Origin of the sequence: Streptomyces sp. NPDC014995 (assembly GCF_043080745.1) — a bacterium.
Lineage (GTDB): Bacteria > Actinomycetota > Actinomycetes > Streptomycetales > Streptomycetaceae > Streptomyces.
In genome coordinates this window covers 239,799-265,043 of record NZ_JBIBVX010000001.1, presented here as the reverse complement: position 1 = coordinate 265,043, position 25,245 = coordinate 239,799, and the positions used below count along the sequence as shown (strand labels likewise).

Below are 25,245 nucleotides of genomic sequence, written 5' to 3'. Positions count from 1 at the left end.
ACGGCTCACGCGTGCCGGGGCTTGCGCCGTCCGGGGCCTGGTTGAGGGGTGACCCGTGTCCGGGGTGTCCTACGCGCTGATCGGACGTGACCACGTCGGTGCCGTGCCCGTGAGGCGGCACACGGCCAGGTAGAGGGGGATCGGCGGGGTGTACGGAAACGTGGCGTCCGGCCGGTGTATGAGGTCGGGGGCGTGCGGGGCGTCCGGGGTGATCGCGCCCGTGGCGTAGTGAGCGGGGGCGGGCCACTCCAGGGCGTAGTCGGAGTCGGACGGGACGAGCCACCACCAGTGCGTGTCATCGGCGTAGACGCAGCCCACGCGGGGCAGGCGCGGCATGACCAGCGAGCCGAAGCGGGCCGGGACGGCGACGGCGTCGCAGCCCAGCGGGGCCGTCATGCCCTCGGGCAGGGTGAGCCGACGGGGTGCCGTGGTCCGGCCCCGGCCACGCCCGACACGAACGAGCGTGTCGAGGCTGAGCACCGGCGCCCGGCCGGGCACGGCACTCACGCGGGGTCCCGGTCCAGGTCCCGTCCGGTCCCTGGACGCGGGCGGAGCGGGCTGTGCGGGAGCCAGGGGGGCGTCTCACCGTTGGCGAGGGCGTGGGCGGCCGACCACGCGGAGTCGGTCGCGGGTCCGGTCGGGAATCCGGTCGGGAGTCCGGTCGCGGGGCTGATCTTCGGTCCGGTCGGGAGCCCGGGCGTATGGCCGGTCGGGAATCCGGACGTATGGCCGGTCGTGTGGCCGGTCGGGAATCCGGGCGTGTGGCCGCCGCCGGTCTCCGGGTGGTGAGGCCGCTGCGGGGCCACGTGCGGGAGGGGGCCGTCGGTCATGGCGGCGCGGTGCGCCCGCGGCGCCGGGATGGACGCCCACCCCTTCGCCTCGACGCTCCGATGCCCCTGCCCGCCGTGGTCGCGGGGCCCGGGAGGGCCGCAGGCGTCGGCCGGGTCGTCGGGGTCGGAAGGGCCGGCGGGCTCGTCCTCGTCCCGCGAACCGCCGGCCGGTCCCGGCTTCGGGCGGGAGCCCCAGCCGAGGTCGTCACGGGGGACGGTGAGGCCGCCGTGGGTCCCGGAGAGGTCACCGTGGGACCCGGAGCTGTCCTGGGATACGACCTCGCCCTGGGATACGACCTCGCCCTGGGATACGACCTCGTCCTGGCACCCGGCGTCGTCATGGGACACGGTGAAGTCGTCCCGGCCCTCGCCGTGATCGTGTGAGACCTCGTCCCCGCGGGCCAGGTCGGCCCAGACCAGCAGGCCGGAGCCGTGCTCCTGGGCGCCCCAGGCGTGACAGAGGGCGTCGACGAGGAACAGTCCCCTCCCGTGTTCCTCCTCGGGGCGCTGCGGCGACGGGTGCGGCTCACCCGGCGCGCACCCCTCGTCGCGCACGGCTATGCGCACGAGGTCGTCGCCGTCGTGCAGCTCGCAGACGACGGTGCCGCTCGCGGTGTGCACGATGGCGTTGGTGACCAGCTCGGATATGACCAGGGCAGCCGTGTCGCAGGTGTCCTCGCACACCGACCAGCCGACCAGTCGGGCCCGCGTCAGGCGTCTTGCCTGCGCGGGAGAGCCCGGATGGGCGGCCAGTTCGAATCGGAACCGGCGCTCGGCAGCGGCCCGGTCGGGGCCTGCTCCCTCCCCCACTCTCGAAGCGCCTCGAGCGGGGATACCCCCATCGGCACCGAGACCTCGGGGGTGGCCTGCGGCGGCGTCTGTTCCTAAGGGCGCGGACGGAATCACGCTTGCCACTATCGCCCCGCCGTGAACACTTGGCAAGAGTCACTCTGAAAAATGCAGAGTGTTGTGTGACGCGGTCGGACGCCGTGGCACACTGCTCGCAACAGCACATTGAGCGGCGCCAGTTGGGATCACCGGAGATCCGTACTCACTCGTACAGACCTTCGATTCGGTCTTCGAATGGCGCCGCAGGGTTGTCGGGGTTCTTTTCGTGACCGGCCGGTCACGGCCCAACCAGGCCGCCCGGCAGGGCTCTTCGTGGAGGTGGAGCGTGAGCGAACCGCGGTCCGCGCCGACGGTGGGACAGGTCGTCCTGGGCCGACGCCTGCTGGACCTGCGGGAACGCGCCGGGCTCAAACGCGAGGAGGCCGCCCGCATCCTGCGCGTCGCGCCCGCCACGGTCCGCCGCATGGAGATGGCCGAGGTCGCCCTCAAGATCCCGTACCTCCAGCTGCTGCTGAAGGCGTACGGGGTGAGCGACGAGGAGGCCGAGGGGTTCGTCCAGTTGGCCGAGGACGCCAACAAGCCCGGCTGGTGGCAGCGTTTCCACGACGTCCTGCCCGGCTGGTTCTCGATGCACGTCAGCCTCGAGGGCGCGGCCACCCTGATCCGCCAGTACGAGCCCCACTTCGTCCCCGGCCTGCTCCAGACCGAGGACTACGCGCGCGGCGTCCTGAGGTCCGGCGCCATCGGCCAGACCCGGCCCGAGGACATCGAGAGCCTCGTCGACCTGCGCATGCAACGCCAGGAACTGCTCACCCGTCAGGACGCGCCCCGTTTGTGGGTCGTCATGGACGAGACGGTGCTGCGCCGCCCGGTCGGCGGCCCGGAGGTGATGCGCGCGCAGATCGACAAACTGCTCGAAACCACGAAGCTGCCCCACGTGACGTTGCAGGTCGCCCCGTTCTCCTCGGGGCCGCACCCCGGCACGTACGGGCCCTTCGTGCTGTTCCGATTCGCCATGCCGGAGCTTCCGGACATGGTCTACAGCGAGTACCTGACCGGCGCCGTCTACCTCGACGCGCGCACCGAGGTGGCGACCCACCTCGAGGTCATGGACCGCATGGCGGCGCAGGCCGCTACGGCACATCGCACGAAGGAGATCCTCCGGGATCTCCGCAAGGAGCTGTGAATGGATCGCATCAAGCCGCGCAAACGGGTCTACAACGGCATGCCCGCGCGGGACTTGGGCAGCGAAGGCTGGCACAAGCCGTGGAGCGGCGGCAACGGCGGGAACTGCCTGGAGGCGATGAAGCTGGCCGACGGGCGGATCGCCGTCCGTCAGTCGACCGACCCGGACGGTCCGGCGCTGATCTACACCACCGACGAGATGACGGCCTTCATAGAGGGCGCGAAGGCGGGGGAGGCGGACTTCCTGCTGTCGTGACGTGATTGCCTTTCTCTGAGCTCGACTTCCTTGTGTTCGACTTCTTTGTACTGGTGCTGAATTGACTACCCATTGCGTCTTACGGAGTGCCTCATGACCGGGCAGGATCCGACCCCCGCCGTCGAGATCGACACCAGCAAGCCCCATCCCGCGCGGATGTACGACTGGTACCTGGGCGGCAAGGACAACTACCCCGTCGACGAGGAGATGGGCCGGCAGATGCTGGCCCTCGACCCGCGCGTCCCGGTGATGGCCAGGGTCAACCGCGCCTTCATGCACCGGGCCACCCGCTGGCTCGCCAAGAACGGCGTACGGCAGTTCCTCGACGTCGGCACGGGCATCCCGACCGAGCCCAACCTCCACCAGGTCGCCCAGGAGATCGCGCCCGACGCACGCGTGGTCTACTGCGACAACGACCCGATCGTGCTGGCCCACGCGGCGGCGCTGCTGCGCAGCACGGCCGAGGGCGTCACGGAGTACCTGCAGGCGGACGTCCGCGACCCGGCCACCATCGTCGAAGGAGCCAGGAAGATCCTGGACTTCGACCGGCCGGTCGCCCTGTCGCTGGTCGCGCTGCTGCACTTCATCTCCGACGAGGACGGCGCGCACGAACTGGTGGACCGGCTGCTCGCCGAACTCCCCTCCGGCAGCTACCTGATGATGACCCACGCCACCGCCGACTTCACCCCGGAGGAGTCCGCGGCGGCGACGGCGAAGCTGAAGGCGGCCGGCGTCACCCTGGCACTGCGCTCCCGCGAGGAGTTCTCCCGCTTCTTCGACGGCCTGGACCTGGTCGACCCCGGCGTCGCCGTCGTCCCCGAGTGGCACCCGGAACTGGGTGATCCGGTCCCGGGCCAGGACGACGGTGTGATCCCGGGCTACGGGGCGGTGGGACGAAAGCCCTGACGCCTGGGCGGGTACAGGGGCCGGAAGGCTCTGATGTGCCGGGGACGGACTGGCGGAGGCGGACTGGCGGAGGCGGACTGGCGGGGACGGACTGGCGGGGACGGTCTGCCGGAGGCGGACTGGCGGAGATGGACTGCCGGAGGCGGAGCGCCTCACTCGGCGGCCGGGCTCCGCCGGGTGTCCGGCGGTGGTGGCAGCACCCCGCACAACGCGTCCAGCGCCGCGCCGTACGCGTGCTCCGACGGCGTCGCATGGCCGACCACGAGTCCGTCCCCCGCCTCCATGGCCGTCTCCGGGTGGCGGAAGGCCGCCAGACCGTCCAGGGCGATGCCCTGCCAGGCGGCCGCCTTGACCGTGGAACGCTCGGTACCCGGCGGCAACCGCAACACCGCGTGCAGCCCGGCCGCGACACCGGTGACCTCGACGTGCGGCGCGTGCTCGGCGAGCGCCTCGACCAGCCGGTCCCGGCGCCGGCGGTACCGCTGCCGCATGCGCCGCACATGACGGTCGTACGCCCCGCTGACGATGAAGTCGGCCAGGCTCAGCTGGTCGAGGACGCTCGCCCAGGCCTCCCTGTCGCCCTTGGCCGCGAGGACGTCGTCGACGTACCGCTCCGGCAGCACCATCCAGCCCAGCCGCAGGGCCGGCGACAGGCTCTTGCTGACCGAGCCGATGTGGATCACCCGCTCGGGGTCGAGGCCCTGGACGGCGCCCACGGGCTTGCGGTCGTAGCGGAACTCGCCGTCGTAGTCGTCCTCGAGCACCACCGCGCCACGCGCGCGTGCCCAGTCGATCACTGCGGCCCGGCGTGACGCGTGCAGCGGACCGCCGGTCGGGAACTGGTGCGCCGGCGTGAGCAGCACGCCCCGCTCGCGCTCCAGCAGGTCGACGCGCGCCCCGGCCTCGTCGAGGGGGAGCGGCACCGTCCGCACGCCCGCCGTCGCCAGCAGTCCCCGGTGGAAGCCCAGCCCGTACGCCTCCACGGCCAGCGGACCGCGCAGCACCCCGCCCCCGCCCTGCCCGAACAGCAGGCGCAAGGCGTGCGCGAAACCGGAACAGATCACGATGCGTTCGGGCTCGGTACGCACACCACGCGCGCGTGCGAGGTACTCGGTGAGCGCCTCGCGCAGCTCACGGCGCCCGGCCGGGTCGCCGGGCCCGAACACCTCGTTGGGCGCCTGCTGCAGGGCCCGCCGATAGGACGTCAGCCAGGCCGCTCGGGGGAACGCCGACGCGTCCGGAGTGCCCTGCCGGAGGTCGTGCAGCGGGCCACGCGCGCGTGGAGGTGCCTTTGCGGGCACGCGTGCGGCGTGTCGCAGCGGTTCCGCGCGCTCGGCGACCCGCGTACCGGAACCCTGACGGGCTGTCAGCCAGCCCTCCGCCACCAGCTCCGCGTAGGCGTCGGCCACCGTGTTGCGCGCGACCCCGAGGTCGGCGGCGAGCGAACGATACGGCGGCAGCCGGGTTCCCGGGGCGAGCCGCCCGCTGCGCACGGCCTCCCGCAGCGCCCGGATCAGCGCGGCCCGCCGCCCGCCCGGCCCGGACAGCTCCAGGTGCAGGTCGGCGCCGATCCGCTCCGCGGAATTGACCCACGATTCCCCCATGGAAATGCACCCTACCGGGGGTCTTTCCGGACCGTAGGTTGAAGGACATGACGACGCACACGATCGACACGACGCCCACCGGCACGAGCGGCGCGAACGACACCATCGGCACCGGCGTCACGGGGGACACCACCGGCATCCATGGCACGAGCGGCACCGCCGGCACCGCTGCGGCCCCCGTCGGCCCCTCCGCCACGATCGCCGCCGCCGAGGCCACCCGCCCCCGCCTCGACTTCGCCCGGTCCGCCCGCAAGGCCTTCCGCGCCCTCGTCGGCTTCGACGCCGCCGCCCGGGAGGGCCTCGACCCGGCTCTCGTCGAACTCATCCAGATCCGCGCCTCCCACCTCAACCACTGCGCGTACTGCCTCCACATGCACACCAACGACGCCCGCAGGGCCGGCGAGAGCGAGGACCGCCTGCACATGGTGGCCGTCTGGCGCGAGGCCCGGCACTTCTTCACCGAGAAGGAACAGGCCGCGCTGGCCCTGACGGAGGCGGTCACGCTGGTGGCCGGCGGAGGCGTCCCGGACGAGGTCTACGCCGAGGCCGCGGCCCACTTCGACGACGCGGAACTCGCCCAGGTGCTGGCCCTGATCTGCACGATCAACACGTGGAACCGGGTGGCCCTGGCGACGGCCAAGGTGGCGGGGACGGACGAGCGCCGCTGACCCCCAGGTCCCTGCGGCATGCGGGGACGGACGAGCGCCGCTGACCCACGGTCCCTGCGGACATCCGACCGGTCCCCTGCCGCCATCCGACCGGTCCCTGCGGTTGTCCGACCGGTCCCTGTGGCCGGCCGTCCGGCCGGTCTCGCGGCCGTCCGCCCGGTCGCCCTGATGCGCCCGCCCCCACGGCTGCCCAACCGGTCCCCGCAGCCACCTGCCACACCTGCCACACCCGGCCACACTCGCCACACCCGGTCGCCACGGACCGCCCGTCCCGCGGCCGCCCGGCTGGTCCCCCTGGCCACCCCGGCCGTGGGACAGCCTCGGGGACTGATGGGACCGCGAGACGCCGACCTCGCGCGGGTGGCGCCGCACCGCAGGGCCACCGCCCGTCCCCCCGTCCTCCGGGCCTCCCGGCCGGCCCCGTGGCCGCCCGGCCTACGTGCTCATGGGCCGGTCGTACGGCCCCACAGGTGCCGGCAGCCGTGTACTGCCCGTCAGGTGGCGGTCGACGGCCGCCGCCACCGCTCGTCCCTCCGCGATCGCCCACACGATCAGCGACTGCCCGCGCGCCGCGTCCCCCGCGGCGAACACGCCGGGCACGTTCGTCGCGAAGTTTGCGTCCCGCGCGATGGTGCCGCGCGGCTCCAGCGCCAGCCCCAGCTGCTCGACGAGCCCGTCCTCCCGGTCGGGTCCGGAGAAGCCGAGGGCGAGCAGTACGAGGTCGGCGGGGAGCGCCTGCCCGGTGCCCGCCACGGGCCGCCGCTGCGCGTCGACCTCGACGAGGTGCAGCGAGCGGACGTGGCCGCTCTCGTCGCCGGTGAAGCGGAGCGTGGACGCCGCGAAGAGCCGCGCGTCCGCGTCCGCCGCAGGCGCCGTCCGAAGGTCGCGTGCCTCCTCGTGCGCGGCCGACAGCCGGTAGATCTTCGGGTACGTCGGCCAGGGATCCGTGTCCTCGTCGCGCTCCGCGCCCGGCTGGGCGTAGATGTCCAGCTGGGTCACGGACGCGGCGCCCTCCCGTACGGCCGTCCCCAGGCAGTCCGCCCCGGTGTCGCCGCCGCCCACGATCACCACGTGCTTGCCGGCGGCGGACATCGGCGAGGCCTCCAGGTCCCCCTCGCACACCCGGTTGGCCAGCGGCAGATACTCCATCGCCTGATGGATGCCGGTCAACTCCCGTCCCGGAACGTGCAGTTCACGCCACGCCGTCGCCCCGGTGGCGATCACCACGGCGTCGTAGCGTGCCCGCAGGTCGGCCGCGATGACGTCCCGCCCGACCTGCGTCGACGTACGGAACTTGGTCCCCTCGGCCCGCATCTGCTCGATCCGCCGCTCCAGATGGTGCTTCTCCATCTTGAACTGAGGGATGCCGTACCGCATCAGACCGCCGATCCGGTCGTCCTTCTCGTACACGGCGACCGTGTGCCCGGCCCGGGTCAGCTGCTGCGCCGCGGCCAGGCCGGTGGGTCCGGAGCCGATCACCGCGACCGTCCGCCCGGACAGCCGGTCCGGCTGCCGCGGCGGCGTGAACCCCTCCTCCCAGGCCCGGTCGGCGATGGCGGCCTCGACGTTCTTGATGGTGACGGCGGGCTGGTTGATGGCGAGCACGCACCCGGCCTCACAGGGGGCCGGACACAACCGGCCGGTGAACTCGGGGAAGTTGTTCGTCGCGTGCAGCCGGTCGCTCGCCGCCCGCCAGTCCTCCCTCGACACGAGGTCGTTCCACTCGGGAATCAGGTTGCCGAGCGGGCAGGCGTCGTGGCAGAAGGGGATGCCGCAGTCCATGCAGCGGTCCGCCTGCTTGCTGATGATGGGGAGCAGCGCTCCGGGGACGTACACCTCGTCCCAGTCCCGAACCCGCTCCTCGACCGGCCGGCGGGGCCAGTCCTGGCGGGGCGTGGTCATGAATCCCTTGGGATCGGCCATGGCCGTGTTCCTTGCGTACGCGAGCGGCGGGCCGTGCGTCATCGGGCGGCACTCTTTGAGCCACGATACGTCCGGCCGGTCGCTCGCGCAGGGCCCGGACAGCGCTTTCTCGCTGGGTGGGACGGTGCCGGCCGTCAGGTGAGAGCCAATATGTACGCGACGGCGGCAGCGGCCGAGGCGACGGTGCGGACGTGGTTCCACGCCGTCCATTCGCGTACGTACGTCGGCCAGTACGAGGCCGCCTCCGCGGTGCCCGGGGCCAGCCTGAGCAGCGCGTTGTTCCGCGGCACGTTCGCGATCATCGTCACCCCGAACGACCCGAACAGATACAGCGCGCTGCCCAGCAGCAGTTCCACCGTTCCCTCGTCCGGCCACAGCACGAACGTCACCACCGCGATCACTGCGCACACCACTGCCGAGCCGAGGAACACGATCATGAACGCCGGCCTCACCGCGCTCACGTTGATCGCGTTCATCGCCGCCACGCCCTGCGCGGGCGGCAGTGCGGCCAGCCCCCTCATCACGAAGGTCGAGAACCCGCAGAAGGTTCCCGCCACCAGCCCGGTCCCGAGCACCCCGAGCACCGTCAGCACGAAGTACGGTCCATCGATCGTCAAGGTCAACTCCCACTCGCGTCCTGCGTGGCGTCTTACGTCGCGCCCCATGTTGCGCCCCATGTCGCGTCCCACGTCGAACCGGGAGACCGCCGGCGCCGTCCGTCATGTCATGACCAGTGAATTCCCGCACGGGAACAGTGACCATGGCCAGAAGCCTCGGAAACATACGCGAGCGTCCAGAGCGCGCGCCTGCGCGGGAGGCCCGGCACCTCAGGACGCGGCGGAGCCGATCCCCGCCCCCCACCCCCACTCCCGCAGCACCCTCTCCACCCCCGCCGTGATCCGCAGACGCGCCTCGTGCCGTGGCACCCCGCTCATCAGCAAACGGTCGTACGACGTGTCCAGATGCCGTACGGACGCCACGACCGCGGAGACGACGGCCCCCTCGGACAACGCCCGCCCGGCCGCGCTGCGCCCCACCCGCCCACTGCCCCGCACCGACGCGTGCGCGGCGATCGCATGGGCCCGGTCCGCCGGGCAGCCGGGGAACAGCCGGAGGATCTCCGCCGCGAAGGCCTCCGTGAACCGCATGTCCTGCGCCGCCCGCCGCCGCGCGTCCCGTGCCCGGCGCCGCCGTCTCGCCTCGGCGTCCGCCAGACACCGAGTCTCGGCGCGTGCCAGCCCCGCCTCCTCGACGAGGACGCCCTGCCGCTCGTAACGCCCCTTGCGCCGGTTGAACCGGACGACGACCACCGACAGCGCGCTCTCCTCCCGCGACCGGCGCGTCAGCGCCGTGTCACCGCGTGGAAGGAACACCAGGTGCCCCAGATCGGCACAGTCGAGGCAGTGCGGTGCGCCGTCCTCCAGGACGAGCATCGGCAGCGGCCCGCGGCGGCACCCGGCACAGTGCCGGCGCCGCAGCGGCTGGACGACGACAAGCCCGGTACGGGGCGGGGGAGTTGTGAGGGCCGGCATAGTGGCTTCATTCCCCCCGGTGAGCCCGGCACCACGTGGTCATCGCGTCCGTCGACGGTCTGTGCGCACTGTGTGTCCCGCTCAGGGCCGTCGCCCTCAAGATGCTCGACGACACCCCGCGGGCGAGGACACGCGACGGCCCTCCCGCGTCCTGCGGACGACGAGAACCCGCTGTGCGTCGCACCCGCCCGCCCGGCGACACCCCGGGCGCGAGGGAACGCGACGGCCCTCTCCCGCGCCCCGCAGACAACGAGAACCGGCCGTGCGTCGCCCCCCACGGCCCCCTCTCTCTGCCGCCCGCCGCGCCCCCGTGCCCGGAGCGAGAACCGTCTCCCGCGCCTGTCCGCCGCCCGCTGCGCCCACGAGCGCGACGCGTCCGGGCCGGTACCTGACGCATCATGGGCCGTGTGCGACTCGAAGCGATCACCTGGGAACGGCTCGGCGACCTCCTCGCCGACCGGCTGCGCGACCTGACGCCGGACGACGGCAGCCCCTGGCCGCGCGTCGCCTTCGACGGCGCCCCGGCGGCCTGCCCCGGTGACCTCGCCGAACGCGTCGCCGAGGCACTGCGCATACGGGGCCGCCCCTCCAGGGTCGTCGACACCCACGGCTTCCTGCGGCCCGCCTCCCTCCGCCTGGAGTACGGCCACCACGATGTCGAGGCCTACTACAACGGATGGTTCGACACCGGCGCCCTGTGGCGCGAGGTGTTCGGTCCTCTCGAGCCCGGAGGCGACGGCCGGATCCTGCCCGACCTCCGTGACCCCGTCACCGACCGCGCCACCCGCAGTTCCTACGTCTCCCTCCCGCCCGGCGGCGTTCTGCTGCTTCACGGCCCCCTCCTGCTGCGTCACTGGTTCCCCTTCGACCTGACCGTCCACGTCCTGCTCTCCCCGGCCGCCCTGCGCCGTCGCACTCCCGAGGGCGACCACTGGACGCTGCCCGCCTTCGAGCGCTACGCCCACGAGACCGACCCCGCGGCCACGGCCGACGTCCTCGTCCGTGCCGACGATCCCCGGCATCCGGCCTGGAACGGGTGAGCCGCCCACGAGGGTGATCGGGCAAACCCCTTTACATGCACGTGCATCTAAGTATGCTGCTGTCATGCCGATCCCCTCGCAGACCTCCGTCTCCTTCGACGCCCCCGTCCGTGCCCTCCTCGACGGCAGGAACTTCGCCTCCGTCGCCACCCTCGGCCCCGACGGCTCCCCCCAGAACTCGGTGGTCTGGATCAAACGGGAGGGCGACACCGTCCTCTTCTCCTCGACCGACGGCCGCCAGAAGGTGCGCAACCTCCGCCGCGACCCCCGCGTCAGCCTGACGGTCTTCGACCTCGCCAACCCCTACACCTCGGTCGAGATCCGCGGCACCGCCGAGATCCTCCCGGACCAGGACAAGCGGCTTCCGCACGAGCTGTCCCACAAGTACCTCGGCATCGATCCGCCCGCCGAGCGGGACGACGAGGTGCGCGTGATCATCCGTGTCGTGCCCCGGAAGGTCGTGGGGTTCTCGGCCTGAGGGACGGCTCCCAGGAAGGCCTGGCCGGTTGCCCCTGCCGCGCTCGCGTGCAGAGTGGCCTTCGTTCCCGCCGCCGCCTCGTCGCGGCCGTGACGTGCGATCCTCCGCGGTCCCGTTCCTTCGGCCGAAGGTGCGCCCGTCCTCCCGCCCGGCGAAAATTGAGGCGCCGGGATCGGAATACGAGATCGCAGACCGCCGGGACAGCGGCGCGTTCCGCGTCGCGCCGGCCGTCCGGCACCGGGAGGTAGACCATGACCACCGCCGGAGAGATCATGCACCGGGGCGCCCAGTGGATCCCCGCCCACGAGACCCTCGACCGCGCCGCCCAGCTGATGCGCGAGCTCAATGTCGGGGCCCTGCCCATCAGCGACGAGAACGAGCGGCTCTGCGGCATCCTCACCGACCGGGACATCGTCGTCGGCTGTGTGGCCATGGGCCACGACCCCGCCAAGGTCACCGCCGGCGAGATGGCCCAGGGCACACCGCGCTGGATCGACGCCGGAGCCGACGTCAGCGAGGTGATCCAGGAGATGCAGGAGCACCAGATCCGCCGACTGCCGGTGATCGAGAACAAGCGCCTGGTGGGCATGATCAGCGAGGCCGACCTCGCCGAGCACCTGACCGACGATCAGCTGGCCTCCTGGGCCGAGAGCGTCTACGCCAGGACCGGCACCGCCCGGCACTGACGCCGGCCGCTCACAGCCAGCCGTTGCGCCGGAAGCCGCGGTGCAGCACCAGGCAGACGAGGGATATCACCCCGATGACCATGCCGTAGCCGTACCGCCAGTGGAGTTCCGGCATGTGGTCGAAGTTCATGCCGTACAGCCCGCAGACCATCGTCGGCACGGCGACGATCGCGGCCCAGGCGGTGATCTTCCGCATGTCCTCGTTCTGCGCCACCGTGACCTGCGCGAGGTGCGCCTGGAGGATCGAGTTGAGCAGTTCGTCGAACGCGGCGATCTGTTCCGTGGCCCGCATGAGGTGGTCGGAGACGTCCCGGAAGTACGCCTGTATCTCCGGGTCGACCACCCGCACCGGCCGGTCGGCCAGGTCCACCAGGGGCCGGCCGAGGGGCACCACCGCCCGCTTCAGCTCCAGGAGTTCACGCTTGAGCTGGTAGATGCGCCCCGGGTCGGCCCGCGCGCCGTTCTCCGCGAAGACGTCCATCTCGACATGGTCGATGTCCGCCTGCACGGCGTCGATGACGTTGAGGTACTCGTCGACGACGTGGTCCGCGATCGCGTGCAGGACAGCCGACGGTCCCTTGGCGAGCTGGAGGGGGTCGGACTCCAGCTCCTCGCGCAGCGGACCGAGCGAGCCGTGCCGCCCGTGCCGCACGGTGATGACGAAGTCATGGCCGAGGAACACCATGATCTCGCCGGTGTTGACCACCTCGCTCGTGGCCGTGAGCTGCTCGTGCTCCACGTAGCAGACCGTTTTGAACACCGCGAACAGTGTCTCGCCGTACCGCTCCACCTTCGGGCGCTGGTGGGCCTCGATCGCGTCCTCGACCGCCAGCGGGTGCAGGTCGAGCAGCTCGGCGATGCCCGCGAACTCCTCGTTCGTGGGCTCGTGGAGACCGAGCCAGACGAAGCCGTGGCCGCTCTTGCGCACCCGCTCCACCGTGTCGACGAGGTCCCCGCCGACCGGAGCCCGGGCGCCGTCCTGGTACGACACGCAGTTGACCACCGAGGAGCCCAGCGGGGACCGGGCGGGATGGCTCAGGTCGACCCGCGCGCGCCGCCGGGCCAGCCGTGCCATCCTCCGCAGGCCGCCGACCGTGCCCAGGCCGGTGACCTTCCGCAGATTCCCCGCCATGGTCATCTGGCTCTCCTCGCGTGGATCTCCTCGTGGCGCCTTCCTGCGCCCTGGCGCGCCAGTTTGCCAGGCCCGCGCAGGCCGTGGGTAAGCCTGTGGGAAGGGGGCGTTCCGCTTTGTTCCCGCCTGTGGACGGCCTGATGTGGGTCTGCCCGCGGCGGGGGGACTCCCACCCCTTCCCGTCCCCTCCGTATGCCCTCCCCGTCCCCTTCCCGCTCCCCGGTCGACCACCTTCGGCCAGGGCATACCGGCCGCGTCGACCCCCGCCGGCGACCGGGACAACTGGGATGATCGTCGCATGACGCGAACCGACGGGTACCTCCTCGACAACCAGCGGTCCGAGGCGGGAGAACGCTTCGAGGCCTTCGCCGCCCTCTTCGATCCCACGACGTTCCGCCACCTCGAAGGCTTGGGCGTCGGACCCGGCTGGCGCTGCTGGGAGGTCGGTGCGGGCGGCACCTCCGTGGTGTCCTGGCTGGCGAAGAAGGTCGGGCCGACCGGCAAGGTGGTCGCGACCGACATCGACACCTCACGGCTGACCCCGGCCGCCCGCCCACCGGTCGAGGTACGCGTCCACGACGTCGGCGCCGAGCAGCCGCCGGGGGAGGGCTTCGACCTGGTGCACGCCCGGCTGGTCCTGGTCCATGTGCCGGACCGGGAACGGGCGTTGCACTCGATGGTCAGGGCCCTGCGCCCCGGCGGACGGCTCCTGGTCGAGGACGCGGACCCCGCCCTGCAACCCCTCGTCTGCCCCGACGAACACGGCCCCGAACAGCAACTGGCGAACCGGATCCGGCACGGATTCCGCAAGCTCCTCGCCGACCGGGGCGCCGACCTCTCCTACGGCCGCACACTCCCGCGCCTGCTCCGCGAGGCCGGGCTGCGGCGCGTCGAGGCCGACGCCCACTTCCCGCTCACCTCGGCCGCCTGCGCCGCCCTGGAGTCCGCGACGGTCCGCCAGATTCGCGACGACCTGGTCACCGCCGGCCTGGCGACCGACGATGACATCGACCGGCACCTGGCCAACGTCGCCTCCGGGATCATGGATCTGGCGACGGCGCCGATGATCTCGGCCTGGGGGCGGAAGGGGTAGCGCGCGCGCCCCGGGGACACGCGCGTGGGCCTTCCCGCCGTCGTGCGGCGCCGTCACCGGATGTCCGCCGTGCGGCCGGCGCCGCGGTGTCCCGGGGCCGCGTACGTGCAGCGATTTCTACTCCCAGCTGTGGGCGCTCGGCGACGGGTGGCGGCCCCGCCGGCGACACCCTCATCCGGCCTGGCCGGTGCTCACCGCCGACGCCGCGCCGTCACCTGTCGTCGGCCGTGTCGCCGTCATCCCGGTCGGCGCGGACGGGTCCGCCGTCGCCGCCGTGTCGTCACCAGGTGTGGGTGGCCTGCCACCCACCCGCTCCACCGCCCGCGCGCCCGCCCGGCATCCCTCGACCGCCGCGTCGCCCGGCTCGGCGCCCGCCAGCAGGGCGGCGAGGAACGCGCCCGTGAAGGCGTCGCCCGCGCCCGTGGTGTCCCGGGGCCTCGCGGGGACGGCGGGGACACGGGCGGTCACGGCACCGTCCCGGACCACCAGCGCGCCGTCCACGCCCTGCTTGGCCACCACCAACGGGACGTGGCGGCTCAGTTCGACCGCCGCGTCCGCCCCGTCGGGCAACCCGGTCAGCAGACACGCCTCGTCACGACTGGGCAGCAGCACGTCCACTCCCTGAACGAGCCCGAGAAAGCGGTCCACACCCAACTCCACCAGGAATCCCGCCGACGCCGGGTCGAGGCTCACCGGCACCCCACGCGCGCGTGCCGACGTCAACGCCGTCCTCACCAGCGCCCGTCCGGACGCGGAGAACAACAGGTAACCCGACAGGTGCAGCCGGTCCACCCCGTCGAGCAGGGCGTCAGACCAGTCGCCGGGATCGAGCCTCAGCGACGCGCCGCTGTCGGTGAGGAACGTCCGCTCGGCCGCCGCCCCCGTGTCGACCAGGCAGATCACCGTCCCGGTCGACGCCTCGGGATCGACGACGAGCCGGGGCCGCACCCCGCAGCCGATCAGCTCCCGTTCGTGCCAGGCCACCGCGTCCGCACCCACCCGGCCCAGCAGCCGTACGTCCGCGCACCCCCAATGCGCCGCCCAACACGCCACGTTGGCGCCGGCCCCGCCCGGCACGGTGCGGATCACGGCGGCCGTGTCCGTCCCCGGGGCCAGCGGTCCCCCGTGCCGCGCGACGACGTCCGTCACGACGTCCCCGACGACCAGCAACGCCCCACCGCGCGGACGCCCGCTCCCAGGCTCCCCGGCCCGTGGGTCACGACGCCGACCCACCCCGCCCGACCTCCCGGTCACGCCCCGGCCCACGCCGCGGCGATACTCCCCGCCAGCCGTACGTTGCCGCGCACCGCCGCCAGATTGGCCCTCAGGGACGCGCCGTCGGTGTGCCGCACCAGGTAGTCGAGCAGGAACGGTGTCACGGCCTGGCCGGTCACCCCCTCCTCCTCGCACGCGTGCAGCGCTTCGGCGAGCACACGCGCGTGCAACTCCGGATCCAACTGCTCCGCCTCCGGAACCGGATTGGCGACGATCAGCGCCGACTCCGGCACGGCGAGGGCGTCCTGAGCACGCATCACGTCCGCCACCTGCTGTGGGCTGTCCAGCGTCCAGTCCACCGGATGCCCCGAGTCGGACAGGTAGAAGCCGGGGAAGCGGTCCGTGCCGTACCCGGCCACGGCGACGCCCAGCGTCTCCAGCCGCTGCAGCGTGGCCGGAACGTCCAGGATCGACTTCACCCCGGCGCACACCACGGTGATCCGCGTGCGCGCGAGCAGACCCAGGTCGGCCGACTCGTCCTGGGTCACCGTCCACTCCCGGTGGACCCCGCCGAGCCCGCCCGTCGCGAACACCCGCACCCCCGCCAGCGCCGCCAGCAGCGCGGTCGCGGACACCGTGGTCGCCCCGCTCGCCCTCGCGGCGACCGCGAGCGGCAGGTCGCGATGGCCGAGCTTGCGGATCCCGTCCTCGTTGGCGATCCGCTCCAACTGTTCCTTGTCCAGGCCGACATGGGGCCGCCCGTCCAGCACGGCGATCGTCGCCGGTACGGCGCCCTCCGCGCGTACGACCGCCTCCAACTCCAGCGCCACCCGCAGATTGCGCGGACGCGGCAGCCCATGGGCGATGATCGTGGACTCCAGGGCCACCACGGGTCGACGCGCGTCGACCGCCTCCCGCACCTCTTCCGACACCACCAGCACCACGTGCCCGCCTCCTGTCCGTCGGTCCTCCCTCATCTCTGTCGGGCCGCGCACCCGGTCAAACCCTTGCGACTTGTGGGGGACCACACGAGCCTGGAATGCATGACGGACAACACGACACGTCTCGACCACGTCGTCCTGTGGGTGCGCGACCCACTCGCCGCCGCCGACTTCTACGAGAAGACCGTCGGCCTGGAGCCCGTGCGGGTCTCCGAGTTCGCAGCGGGCGAGGTGCCGTTCCCCTCGGTACGCGTCAACGACGAGACGCTCCTGGACCTCATGCCGCTGAGCACGGCGGAACGCATGACGATGCTCCCCGGCGCCGCGGAGAGTGCCGGACACCCCGTGAACCACATCTGCCTGGCCCTGTCCCAGACGGCCTTCGACGCACTCGGCGCCCGGCTGGCCGACCGCTCCGTCCCCATGTCGGACGTCTCGCACGGCTCCTTCGGCGCCCGCGGCAAGGCCACCCGCAGCTTCTACTTCCGCGACCCGGACGGCAACGTCGTGGAGGCACGGCACTACGACTGACGCCCCTGCGAACGGTGCCCCCGCCCGGCCCCTGCGAGCGGTGCCCCCGCCCGGCCCCTCAGCCACCGTCCAGTGCGCCTCGGCCTGAGCCGCCGTCCGGTGCGCCTCCGGTCATGGTGAGGTCGCACAGGCGCTGGGCGGCGGCCCGCGCGGGCCGCCGCCCAGCACCCGTCAGGCGCGGCGGCGGTCGCCGTACGAGATCGGTCCTCGGGCGTACCGGTGTGTGGGACGGGATCATCGGCTGGCCCGGAACAGCGGTGCCGGGCAGGGCTCAGAACAGCGGCTCGGGCAGGACCCCTTCCAGGGCGAGCAGCTTCCGCTTGGTCTCCAGCCCACCGCCGAAACCGCCGATCCCGCCGTCGCTCTCCACGACCCGATGGCAGGGCACGACCACCGGCAGCGGATTGGCGCCCATCGCCATCCCCACGGCCTGCGCGGCCCCCGGCTGTCCCACCCGCTTCGCCAGATCCCCGTAACCGACGACCGCCCCGAACGGGACACCGGAGGCCAGCTCGCGCAGGACCTGCCGGTTGAAGCCGGAGATCAGCGACCAGTCCAGGGGCAGCTCGAAGTCGCGCCGGGCACCCGCGAAGTAGGCCTCGACCTGGCGTATCGCCTCGGCCAGCAGGGGGGAGCCGGGTGCCTCGACCGGCTCCGTGCCCAGCCGGTCCGCGAGGCGGCCGAGCGCCTGGTCGCGCACCCCGTCCGTGGCGTGGAACACGACGTTGACCAGACCCTCGCGGGTCGCGGCCAGCAGCAGCGGACCGATGTCGGTGCCGACGACGGTCCACACGACCTGCTGCTCGTACTGCCCGTGGCTGTCCATGCGCCCACCGTACGGCCTGCCACTGACAGCGCCCTCGGGCAGCGGGGCTCGCCGGCCCCCGGGGCGGCCGCACGTCAGGAGCGGGGCAGGGACCGCCGCACCACGTCGGGTTTGTTGGTGATGATGCCGTCGACGCCGTACCCGGCCATGGTCCGCGCAGTGGCGGCTTCGTCGACGGTCCAGACGAAGACCTCCAGCGGTTTCCCGTGCGGCCCCGTGACCGCGTGCACGGCGGACACGTAGCCCTGGGAAACGGACGTGTGCGAGGGGTTGATCAAGTCGGCGAAGCGCGCGTACCCGGGCAGGTCCGCCTCGGGCGGCTTGCCCAGCAGCCCGGTCCTGACCGCCGGCTTCAGATCGTGGACGGCCCGCAGGCTGTCGGCGCTGAAGCTCTGCACGATCAGCCGGCCCGCCAGGTGCCGCCGGTCGAGCCAGCCCTCGTTGCTCAGCACTTTGAGGGTCTCCCGCTCGATCCCCGGGTAGAGCTGGGGGTTCTTGATCTCCAGAAGCAGCTTCTGATGGTGATGCTCGACACGGCGGAGGTACTCCTTCAGCGTCGGCACGCGCGCGCCCGCGTACGCGGAGCCGAACCAGCTCCCGGCGTCGAGCTGTGCGATCTCGGCCGCGGTGAAGTCCTTCACCTGCCAGGGCGCACGTCCGGGGAAGACCTCCTCGACGTCGGTCGTCCGGCGGAGGCTGTCGTCGTGGATCACCACGAGCGCGCCGTCCTTGGTGCGCTGGACGTCGTTCTCCACCCAGCGAACGCGCAGGCCGGCCGCCGCGTCGACCGCGGCCAGGGTGTTCTCGGGGGCCTGCGCGGAAGCGCCCCGGTGGGCGATCACCTCGGGCCGGGCACCGATGCCCCGCGCGTCGTGGACGGGGAGCAGAAGGGCGACGGCGCCCAGAAGCGCGGTGGTCGTGGCGGCAACTGCGCGCGCGTACATGCGTACTCCTCGCGTCGGACGGTCACGTACAGCTCCACTGTGACAGCAGAACGTCAACGCCGGAGGAGTGCTGGATGACCACGGAATGAAGGGAGACGCCCGCGCCCACACCGGTGCCGCACATGTGGGGCAAGGGCGTGTTTCTTTGCCGGAAAATCGTTCGACCATTCCGGTGGGGGTCATACTCTCTGCGTCACCCCTGGCCGCTCACGCCGTCCTGGGAGGGGGCGCGCTACAGGGACATCCAGCAACAGGGCGGAAGGGCAACCGCGCATGCACGGCACGGTCGACGGATTCAGCTACGGAATCGTCACCCCGCTGGTGGCCTACCTCATGGCCTGCCTCGGTGGCGCCCTGGGCCTGCGATGCACCACCAGAGCCCTGCTCGTCTCCCACTCCTGGCGTCCCGGATGGCTGGCCCTCGGCTCCGCGGCGATCGGCTCCGGCATCTGGACCATGCACTTCATCGCGATGATGGGCTTCACGGTCGCGGGGGCCCCGATCCACTACGACAAACCGACCACCTACGCCAGCCTGGGCGTCGCCGTCGTCATGGTGGGCGTAGGGATCTTCATAGTCGGCTACAAGGGCGCGACCGGCACCGCGCTGTTCACCGGGGGCACCATCACCGGCCTGGGCATCGCCTCGATGCACTACCTGGGCATGGCCGGGATGCGCCTCAACGGCGACGTGGAGTACAACACGCTCACCGTGGCCGTCTCCGTCGCCATAGCCATGGCCGCAGCCACCGCCGCCCTGTGGGCCGCGGGACAGGTCAGGGGCTTTCTGTGGAGCGTGGGCGCGAGCCTGGTCATGGGCCTGGCCGTCTCCGGCATGCACTACACGGGCATGGCCGCCGTGAGCGTCCACCTGCACGCCACCGGCGCACCGCCCCCGGGCGACTCAACCGCCGGCCTGCTCGCGCCGATGCTGATCGGCCCGCTCGCCTTCCTCTGCCTCGCCGGCGTCGTCGTCCTGTTCGACCCGCTGATGGTCAGGGGCAAGCCCGACCGGACCCGCGTCGAGCACAAACCCGGCGTCCCCGCCAACAACCACCCCCCGCGCCCCGACCGCCGGGTCCCGCCGCGCCCCCGCCAGGTCGCCCACCACGAGCCCCGGACCCCGCAGAACCGCTGATCGGACCCCGTTGTCAGTGGGTGGTCGTACGGTGGATGGCATGCGGCCCGTTTCCCACATCGAACGCACGGTGGCGCCCTTCGAGGTCGTCAGCCCCTACCAGCCCAGCGGCGACCAGCCGGCGGCCATCGCCGACCTGGCCAAGCGCATCGAGGCCGGTGAGAAGGACGTCGTCCTGCTGGGCGCGACCGGCACCGGCAAGTCCGCCACCACCGCGTGGATGATCGAGAAGCTCCAGCGCCCCACGCTCGTGATGGCGCCGAACAAGACACTGGCCGCCCAGCTGGCGAACGAGTTCCGCGAGCTGCTGCCGAACAACGCGGTCGAGTACTTCGTCTCGTACTACGACTACTACCAGCCCGAGGCGTACGTCCCGCAGTCGGACACCTACATCGAGAAGGACTCCTCGATCAACGAGGAGGTCGAGCGGCTGCGCCACTCCGCGACCAACTCGCTGCTCACCCGCCGCGACGTCGTCGTGGTCGCCTCGGTCTCCTGCATCTACGGCCTCGGTACTCCGCAGGAGTACGTGGACCGCATGGTCCCCCTCAAGGTCGGCGAGGAGATCGACCGGGACGAGTTGCTGCGCCGCTTCGTGGACATCCAGTACACGCGCAACGACATGGCGTTCTCCCGCGGCACCTTCCGGGTGCGCGGCGACACCATCGAGATCTTCCCGGTCTACGAGGAGCTCGCCGTCCGCATCGAGATGTTCGGCGACGAGATCGAGGCCCTGTCCACCCTCCACCCGCTCACCGGCGAGATCATCAGCGACGACGAGCAGCTGTACGTCTTCCCGGCCTCCCACTACGTCGCCGGCCCCGAGCGTCTGGAGCGGGCCGTCAACGACATCGAGAAGGAGCTGGGCGAGCGCCTGGCCGAGCTGGAGAAGCAGGGCAAGCTCCTGGAAGCCCAGCGTCTGCGCATGCGCACCACGTACGACATCGAGATGCTCCGCCAGATCGGCAGCTGCTCCGGTGTCGAGAACTACTCGATGCACTTCGACGGCCGCTCACCCGGCTCCCCGCCGAACACCCTGCTCGACTACTTCCCGGACGACTTCCTGCTCGTCATCGACGAGTCGCACGTCACCGTGCCCCAGATCGGCGCCATGTACGAGGGCGACGCCTCCCGCAAGCGCACCCTCGTCGACCACGGCTTCCGCCTGCCCTCCGCCCTCGACAACCGCCCGCTGAAGTGGGAGGAGTTCCAGGAGCGCATCGGGCAGACCGTCTACCTGTCGGCGACACCCGGCAAGTACGAACTCTCGCGCGGGGACGGCGTCGTCGAGCAGATCATCCGCCCCACCGGCCTCATCGACCCGGAGGTCGTCGTCAAGCCCACCGAGGGCCAGATCGACGACCTGGTGCACGAGATCCGCCAGCGGGTCGAGAAGGACGAGCGCGTCCTGGTCACCACGCTCACCAAGAAGATGGCCGAGGACCTCACGGACTACTTCCTGGAACTCGGCATCCAGGTCCGCTACCTGCACAGTGACGTCGACACGCTGCGCCGTATCGAGCTGCTGCGCGAGCTGCGCGCCGGCGAGTTCGACGTCCTGGTCGGCATCAACCTGCTGCGTGAGGGCCTCGACCTGCCCGAGGTGTCCCTGGTGGCGATCCTCGACGCCGACAAGGAGGGCTTCCTGCGCTCCGGCACCTCCCTGATCCAGACCATCGGCCGCGCCGCGCGCAACGTCTCCGGCCAGGTCCACATGTACGCGGACAAGATCACTCCGGGCATGGAGCGGGCCATCGAGGAGACCAACCGGCGCCGGGAGAAGCAGATCGCCTACAACAAGGCGAACGGCATCGACCCGCAGCCCCTCCGTAAGAAGATCAACGACATCGTCGCGCAGATCGCCCGCGAGGAGGTCGACACCGAGCAGCTGCTCGGCTCGGGCTACCGCGCGAAGAAGGACGGCCGGGGCACCAGGGCGCCCGTGCCCTCCCTCGGCGACAAGGCGGCCAAGGGCGCGAAGCCCGCCAAGTCCACCAAGGCGAAGGCGAAGGCCAAGGAGACCGTCCCGACCGACCGCCCCGCGGCCGAACTCGCCGAGCAGATCGAGGAGATGACGGCGCGCATGCGGGCCGCCGCGGCGGACCTCCAGTTCGAGGTCGCCGCCCGGCTGCGCGACGAGGTCTCCGAGATGAAGAAGGAACTGCGCCAGATGAAGGAGGCCGGCCTGGCCTGACGGCCCACACGGGCCCGGGCGGCGTACGCACTGTGTTGCAAGAACGACACGAAGTGCGGGCTCGGGTACGGCGTTGTCAGTGCCCTTGCGTAGGGTTTTCGTCAACCGCGGGGTCCGCGGCAACAGGGGACAGCTCGAGAGGGGAATCAGCGCGTGACCGTCAACATGACCAAGGGTCAGGCCATCAGTCTGCAGAAGAACGACGGAGGCAGCCTGACCGCGGTGCGCATGGGTCTCGGCTGGCAGGCGGCCCCCCGGCGCGGCCTGTTCGGCTCCCGCACCCGGGAGATCGATCTCGACGCCTCCGCCGTTCTCTTCGCGGACAAGCAGCCGGTCGACGTCGTCTTCTTCCGCCACCTGGTGAGCGACGACGGCTCCGTCCGCCACACCGGTGACAACCTCGTCGGCGGTGTCGGCCAGGGCGGCGACGACGAGGCGATCCTCGTCGACCTGGCCCGCGTCCCGGTCCACATCGACCAGATCATCTTCACCGTGAACTCCTTCACCGGCCAGACGTTCCAGGAGGTGCAGAACGCGTTCTGCCGTCTGGTCGACGAGACCAACGGCCAGGAGCTCGCCCGCTACACGCTGGCGGGTGGCGGCGCGTACACGGCCCAGATCATGGCCAAGGTGCACCGCGTGGGAAGCGGCTGGAACATGACGGCCCTGGGCTCCCCGGCCAACGGCCGCACCTTCCAGGACCTGATGCCCGCCATCCTGCCGGTGCTGTAAGGGTCCTCCACTGTGCCCGCGCGGGTCGCGTGGTCTGGCACCGCAGCTCGCCGCGTTGCCGAAAAGCCCTGGTAGCTCTTCCCCCTCTCGGTTGTGGTCGAGCGGGGGACCCCCACCGAGGGCTCTCCGGCGCCTTGCGATGCACGGCACCGGACGACGCGACCTCATCGGGCGCTCATCGTGCGAGGACCGCTGAGGCCTGCCGGAGGCGAGCGGTACACACAACACCACACGCGACACAGGGGGACGACAGGCGATGACGGCCGAGCTGGTGCGGGGGCAGAACCACCCGCTCTCCCAGGTCCGCCTCGAGATCAGGATCTCGGCCGGCACGCCGATCGTGGCCGGCGCCACGCTCAGCGACGAGAACGGCACGATCCACGGAGTGGAGTGGGTGGCCCACCCGGGCGCACCGACCCTGCCCGGCCTCGAGGTCTCGAGACAGGCGGCCGCCGATCACCGCCTCGCGGTGGACCTGGACGCCGTCGCCGCGGCCGTGCACCGCGTCAGCATCCTGCTCGCCCTGCCCCCGGGCGGCGGGGGACCGGCCGGTTTCGGCTCCCTCGCGGCCCCCTTCGTCGCGGTCACCGGCCTCGACGGCACCGAGGTCGCCAGCTACACCATCACCGGCCTCGCCGCCGAGTCGGCCGTCATCGCCCTCGAGCTGTACCGGCGCCAGGACGCCTGGAAGGTACGCGCGGTCGGCCAGGGCTACGCCGACGGCCTCGCCGCGCTCCTCACCGACCAGGGCCTGCCGCAGGCGCACCAGCTCGCGGCCAGTGTCCACGAGGCCGTGGCCCAGGGCCTGGCCCGCTCGGTGACTGCCCCACCGCCCCGTACGGCGGACGGCGACCGCTCCCGCCAGGCGGCCGCGTCCCCCCGCGGCCAGGACCAGAGCGGCTCCCCGTACGGCGGGCAGGGCACGCAGGGCGCCACCGGTCCGTACGCGGGATCCCAGACGCCCGCCGCGCCACCGCCGGGCGCCCCGGACTCCCAGGCGGGCTTCCCCTCCGCTTCGGCACCGACGGACCCGCCGGCCACCCAGCCGACGACACCGCCCGCGCCCGCCACCGACGGCCCGATCAACTACAGCCACCCGCGCCGGCGGAACTCGGCCCCCCCGCCCCCGCCCTCCGCACCCCCGGCCCAGCCCGGACAACCCGCGCGGCCGGTCGCCGGGGACGCGACCGGCTGGTCCATGGAGGAGCGGCTCTACAACCAGGTCTGGGGCATGTTCGAGGACCTGGCCCGCACCACGGCCGCGTACCGCAGCGCCGTCGACTTCGCCGACACGCGTATGGAGAGGGAGCTCGACGAGGTCCTGTCCGACCCGCGCAGCCGCATCGGCGGCCAGGGCGACGCCGCCCGTGAGAGGGCCCGCGCCAAGCACACCCAGCTCGTCGACCAGGCCCGGCAGGCCCTGGACCGGGATCTCGACCAGCTCGCGGCCGAGGCCGACGTCGTCGAGCCGGCGCTGCCGCCGGCGTACGCCCGCTGGGACAACCCGGCCTGGCACGCCTACCGCGTCCCCATGGAGATGCCCATGGCCCTGCGCCTGGGTGACCTGCACCTGCCGGAAACCGACCGGCTGCGCATACCGCTGCTGGTCCGCCTCCCGCTGGAGCGCGGCCTGTGGATCGACAGCGGGCGGACGGCATCGTCCGACGGCTCGTTCGGCGACTCCCACGAGTTGCGGCGCCTCGCCATGGAGTCGGCCGTGGCGCACACGGCCCGGCTGCTGGCGGTGCATCCGGCGGGCGAGTTCACCGTGCACGTCATCGACCCGGCCGGCTCGGGCGCGCAGGCCCTCGCACCGCTGGTGCGGACCGGCGTGCTCGCGACCCCGCCCGCCGCCGGCGCGGCAGGCGTGGCCGACGTCCTGGGCCGGCTCACCCAGCGCGTCGACCTCGTGCAGATGGCCGTGCGCGGCGGTGCGGCCGACGCGCTCCCACCCGGCTTCGACATCTCCCAGCAACTCCTGGTCGTCAACGACTTCCCGCACGGCTTCGACGACCGCGCGGTGAACCAGCTCCGCTACCTCGCGGACGAGGGCCCCGCCGTCGGCGTCCACCTGATGATGGTCGCCGACCGCGAGGACGCCGACGGTTACGGACCGTTGCTGGACCCGCTGTGGCGTGGTCTGATGCGGCTCACGCCGGTGCCCGACGATCACCTTGCCGACCCCTGGGTCGGACATGCCTGGACCTACGAGCCGGCGCTGGTCCCGCCCGGCAGTCAGGTGCTCGAGCAGGTCCTCGCCCAGGTCGCCGCGGTCCGTCGTTCCAGGCTCGGGTGACCCGGGCCCGAGCCTGCACCAAGCATCGGTAAAGCACCTCTGACCAGCTAATTTGGTCGTTCTTTTGCCAACGCCTTTACCAATCCTTGGTGATTGGGGTACTGTCTTTCGTACGGAGGGGAGTACTCCCTGTCTGCTGCGGCGTACCCGTCAATACGGATCAGGCCAGATCCCGGGGCGTCGGCCCGTGTGGTCCCGCGCGTGTGCTGCGTGCCGGGGCCCGGGGTGGAAGAGACCTCCGGCAGCG

The 25,245-nt window shown here is 72.1% G+C and carries 23 protein-coding genes and 1 pseudogene; 13 read left to right on the top strand and 11 right to left on the bottom strand.

The genetic code is table 11. The annotated features are described in order from the left end of the window. Nucleotides 1-69: 69 nt before the first annotated feature. A complete protein-coding gene (locus ACF1A1_RS01225; RefSeq protein ID WP_391644126.1) occupies nt 70-507 on the bottom strand; it encodes a hypothetical protein in 438 nt (145 codons plus the stop codon). 689 nt (nt 508-1,196) lie between these two features. Next, nucleotides 1,197-1,745, bottom strand: a pseudogene (locus ACF1A1_RS01220) (ATP-binding protein); the annotation flags it as partial. 259 nt (nt 1,746-2,004) lie between these two features. Between ACF1A1_RS01220 and ACF1A1_RS01215 the strand changes: the two are divergent. The 3 genes from ACF1A1_RS01215 to ACF1A1_RS01205 all read left to right on the top strand — a co-directional run bounded on the left by ACF1A1_RS01215 (nt 2,005) and on the right by ACF1A1_RS01205 (nt 4,026). Then, nucleotides 2,005-2,865: a helix-turn-helix transcriptional regulator gene (locus ACF1A1_RS01215; protein WP_391644124.1), complete on the top strand. Its 861-nt coding sequence runs from the start codon at nt 2,005-2,007 to the stop codon at nt 2,863-2,865. Then, a complete protein-coding gene (locus ACF1A1_RS01210; RefSeq protein WP_057580268.1) occupies nt 2,866-3,120 on the top strand; it encodes a DUF397 domain-containing protein in 255 nt (84 codons plus the stop codon). It begins immediately after the preceding gene. 93 nt (nt 3,121-3,213) lie between these two features. Continuing rightward, nucleotides 3,214-4,026 carry an SAM-dependent methyltransferase gene (locus ACF1A1_RS01205; RefSeq protein ID WP_391644122.1) on the top strand — a complete coding sequence of 271 codons (813 nt, stop codon included), beginning with the start codon at nt 3,214-3,216 and terminating at the stop codon, nt 4,024-4,026. Between the two features lie 152 nt (nt 4,027-4,178). On the opposite strand, the gene ACF1A1_RS01200 is transcribed toward ACF1A1_RS01205, so the two are convergent. Beyond that, nucleotides 4,179-5,630 carry a PLP-dependent aminotransferase family protein gene (locus ACF1A1_RS01200; RefSeq protein WP_391644120.1) on the bottom strand — a complete coding sequence of 484 codons (1,452 nt, stop codon included), beginning with the start codon at nt 5,628-5,630 and terminating at the stop codon, nt 4,179-4,181. A gap of 197 nt (nt 5,631-5,827) precedes the next feature. Between ACF1A1_RS01200 and ACF1A1_RS01195 the strand changes: the two genes are divergently transcribed. Continuing rightward, entirely contained in the window at nt 5,828-6,298 is a 471-nt protein-coding gene (locus ACF1A1_RS01195) for a carboxymuconolactone decarboxylase family protein (RefSeq protein WP_391645302.1), read from the top strand. A gap of 435 nt (nt 6,299-6,733) precedes the next feature. On the opposite strand, the gene ACF1A1_RS01190 is transcribed toward ACF1A1_RS01195, so the two are convergent. The 3 genes from ACF1A1_RS01190 to ACF1A1_RS01180 form a co-directional block, all read right to left on the bottom strand. Beyond that, entirely contained in the window at nt 6,734-8,221 is a 1,488-nt protein-coding gene (locus ACF1A1_RS01190) for a glutamate synthase subunit beta (protein WP_391644118.1), read from the bottom strand. Nucleotides 8,222-8,355: 134 nt separating this feature from the next. After that, nucleotides 8,356-8,838, bottom strand: a complete 483-nt coding sequence (locus ACF1A1_RS01185) for a DUF1772 domain-containing protein (RefSeq protein WP_391644116.1) — start codon at nt 8,836-8,838, stop codon at nt 8,356-8,358. Between the two features lie 210 nt (nt 8,839-9,048). Further along, entirely contained in the window at nt 9,049-9,753 is a 705-nt protein-coding gene (locus ACF1A1_RS01180; RefSeq protein WP_391644114.1) for a DUF2293 domain-containing protein, read from the bottom strand. A 398-nt stretch (nt 9,754-10,151) separates the two neighbouring features. Here ACF1A1_RS01180 and ACF1A1_RS01175 point away from each other — a divergent pair, with 398 nt between their 5' ends. From ACF1A1_RS01175 to ACF1A1_RS01165, 3 genes are all read left to right on the top strand, one after another. Further along, nucleotides 10,152-10,793 carry a uridine kinase gene (locus ACF1A1_RS01175; RefSeq protein WP_391644112.1) on the top strand — a complete coding sequence of 214 codons (642 nt, stop codon included), beginning with the start codon at nt 10,152-10,154 and terminating at the stop codon, nt 10,791-10,793. 64 nt (nt 10,794-10,857) lie between these two features. Further along, nucleotides 10,858-11,271, top strand: coding sequence for a PPOX class F420-dependent oxidoreductase (locus ACF1A1_RS01170; protein WP_391644110.1), 414 nt, complete (start codon nt 10,858-10,860; stop codon nt 11,269-11,271). 251 nt (nt 11,272-11,522) lie between these two features. Next, nucleotides 11,523-11,957: a CBS domain-containing protein gene (locus tag ACF1A1_RS01165; protein ID WP_391644108.1), complete on the top strand. Its 435-nt coding sequence runs from the start codon at nt 11,523-11,525 to the stop codon at nt 11,955-11,957. 10 nt (nt 11,958-11,967) lie between these two features. On the opposite strand, the gene ACF1A1_RS01160 is transcribed toward ACF1A1_RS01165, so the two are convergent. After that, complete coding sequence (locus ACF1A1_RS01160) at nt 11,968-13,095, bottom strand: magnesium and cobalt transport protein CorA (RefSeq protein WP_391644106.1); 1,128 nt, start codon at nt 13,093-13,095, stop codon at nt 11,968-11,970. 292 nt (nt 13,096-13,387) lie between these two features. Between ACF1A1_RS01160 and ACF1A1_RS01155 the strand changes: the two genes are divergently transcribed. After that, nucleotides 13,388-14,182, top strand: coding sequence for a methyltransferase domain-containing protein (locus ACF1A1_RS01155; protein WP_391644104.1), 795 nt, complete (start codon nt 13,388-13,390; stop codon nt 14,180-14,182). 171 nt (nt 14,183-14,353) lie between these two features. Here the strand turns inward: ACF1A1_RS01155 and ACF1A1_RS01150 are convergent, their stop codons facing one another. Together ACF1A1_RS01150 and ACF1A1_RS01145 are read right to left on the bottom strand one after the other, a co-directional pair. Beyond that, nucleotides 14,354-15,415, bottom strand: a complete 1,062-nt coding sequence (locus ACF1A1_RS01150; protein WP_391644102.1) for a carbohydrate kinase family protein — start codon at nt 15,413-15,415, stop codon at nt 14,354-14,356. A 17-nt stretch (nt 15,416-15,432) separates the two neighbouring features. Beyond that, nucleotides 15,433-16,341, bottom strand: a complete 909-nt coding sequence (locus ACF1A1_RS01145; protein WP_391644100.1) for a pseudouridine-5'-phosphate glycosidase — start codon at nt 16,339-16,341, stop codon at nt 15,433-15,435. A 99-nt stretch (nt 16,342-16,440) separates the two neighbouring features. Between ACF1A1_RS01145 and ACF1A1_RS01140 the strand changes: the two genes are divergently transcribed. Next, the gene (locus ACF1A1_RS01140) at nt 16,441-16,869 is read left to right on the top strand and encodes a VOC family protein (protein ID WP_391644098.1); all 429 of its coding nucleotides are present in this window, start codon (nt 16,441-16,443) and stop codon (nt 16,867-16,869) included. 271 nt (nt 16,870-17,140) lie between these two features. On the opposite strand, the gene ACF1A1_RS01135 is transcribed toward ACF1A1_RS01140, so the two are convergent. Both ACF1A1_RS01135 and ACF1A1_RS01130 read right to left on the bottom strand, forming a co-directional pair. Next, a complete protein-coding gene (locus ACF1A1_RS01135) occupies nt 17,141-17,695 on the bottom strand; it encodes a methylated-DNA--[protein]-cysteine S-methyltransferase (RefSeq protein ID WP_391644096.1) in 555 nt (184 codons plus the stop codon). 74 nt (nt 17,696-17,769) lie between these two features. Beyond that, a complete protein-coding gene (locus tag ACF1A1_RS01130; protein WP_391644094.1) occupies nt 17,770-18,639 on the bottom strand; it encodes a glycerophosphodiester phosphodiesterase in 870 nt (289 codons plus the stop codon). Between the two features lie 273 nt (nt 18,640-18,912). On the opposite strand from ACF1A1_RS01130, the gene ACF1A1_RS01125 reads away from it, so the two are divergent. From ACF1A1_RS01125 to ACF1A1_RS01110, 4 genes are all read left to right on the top strand, one after another. Further along, nucleotides 18,913-19,776 carry an MHYT domain-containing protein gene (locus ACF1A1_RS01125; RefSeq protein ID WP_391644092.1) on the top strand — a complete coding sequence of 288 codons (864 nt, stop codon included), beginning with the start codon at nt 18,913-18,915 and terminating at the stop codon, nt 19,774-19,776. Between the two features lie 40 nt (nt 19,777-19,816). Then, nucleotides 19,817-21,970 (top strand): excinuclease ABC subunit UvrB, encoded by a 2,154-nt coding sequence (gene uvrB, locus ACF1A1_RS01120; protein WP_391644090.1) that lies wholly within the window; start codon nt 19,817-19,819, stop codon nt 21,968-21,970. 153 nt (nt 21,971-22,123) lie between these two features. After that, entirely contained in the window at nt 22,124-22,702 is a 579-nt protein-coding gene (locus ACF1A1_RS01115) for a TerD family protein (RefSeq protein WP_391644088.1), read from the top strand. A gap of 256 nt (nt 22,703-22,958) precedes the next feature. Further along, the gene (locus ACF1A1_RS01110; RefSeq protein ID WP_391644086.1) at nt 22,959-24,998 is read left to right on the top strand and encodes a TerD family protein; all 2,040 of its coding nucleotides are present in this window, start codon (nt 22,959-22,961) and stop codon (nt 24,996-24,998) included. Nucleotides 24,999-25,245: the final 247 nt, after the last annotated feature.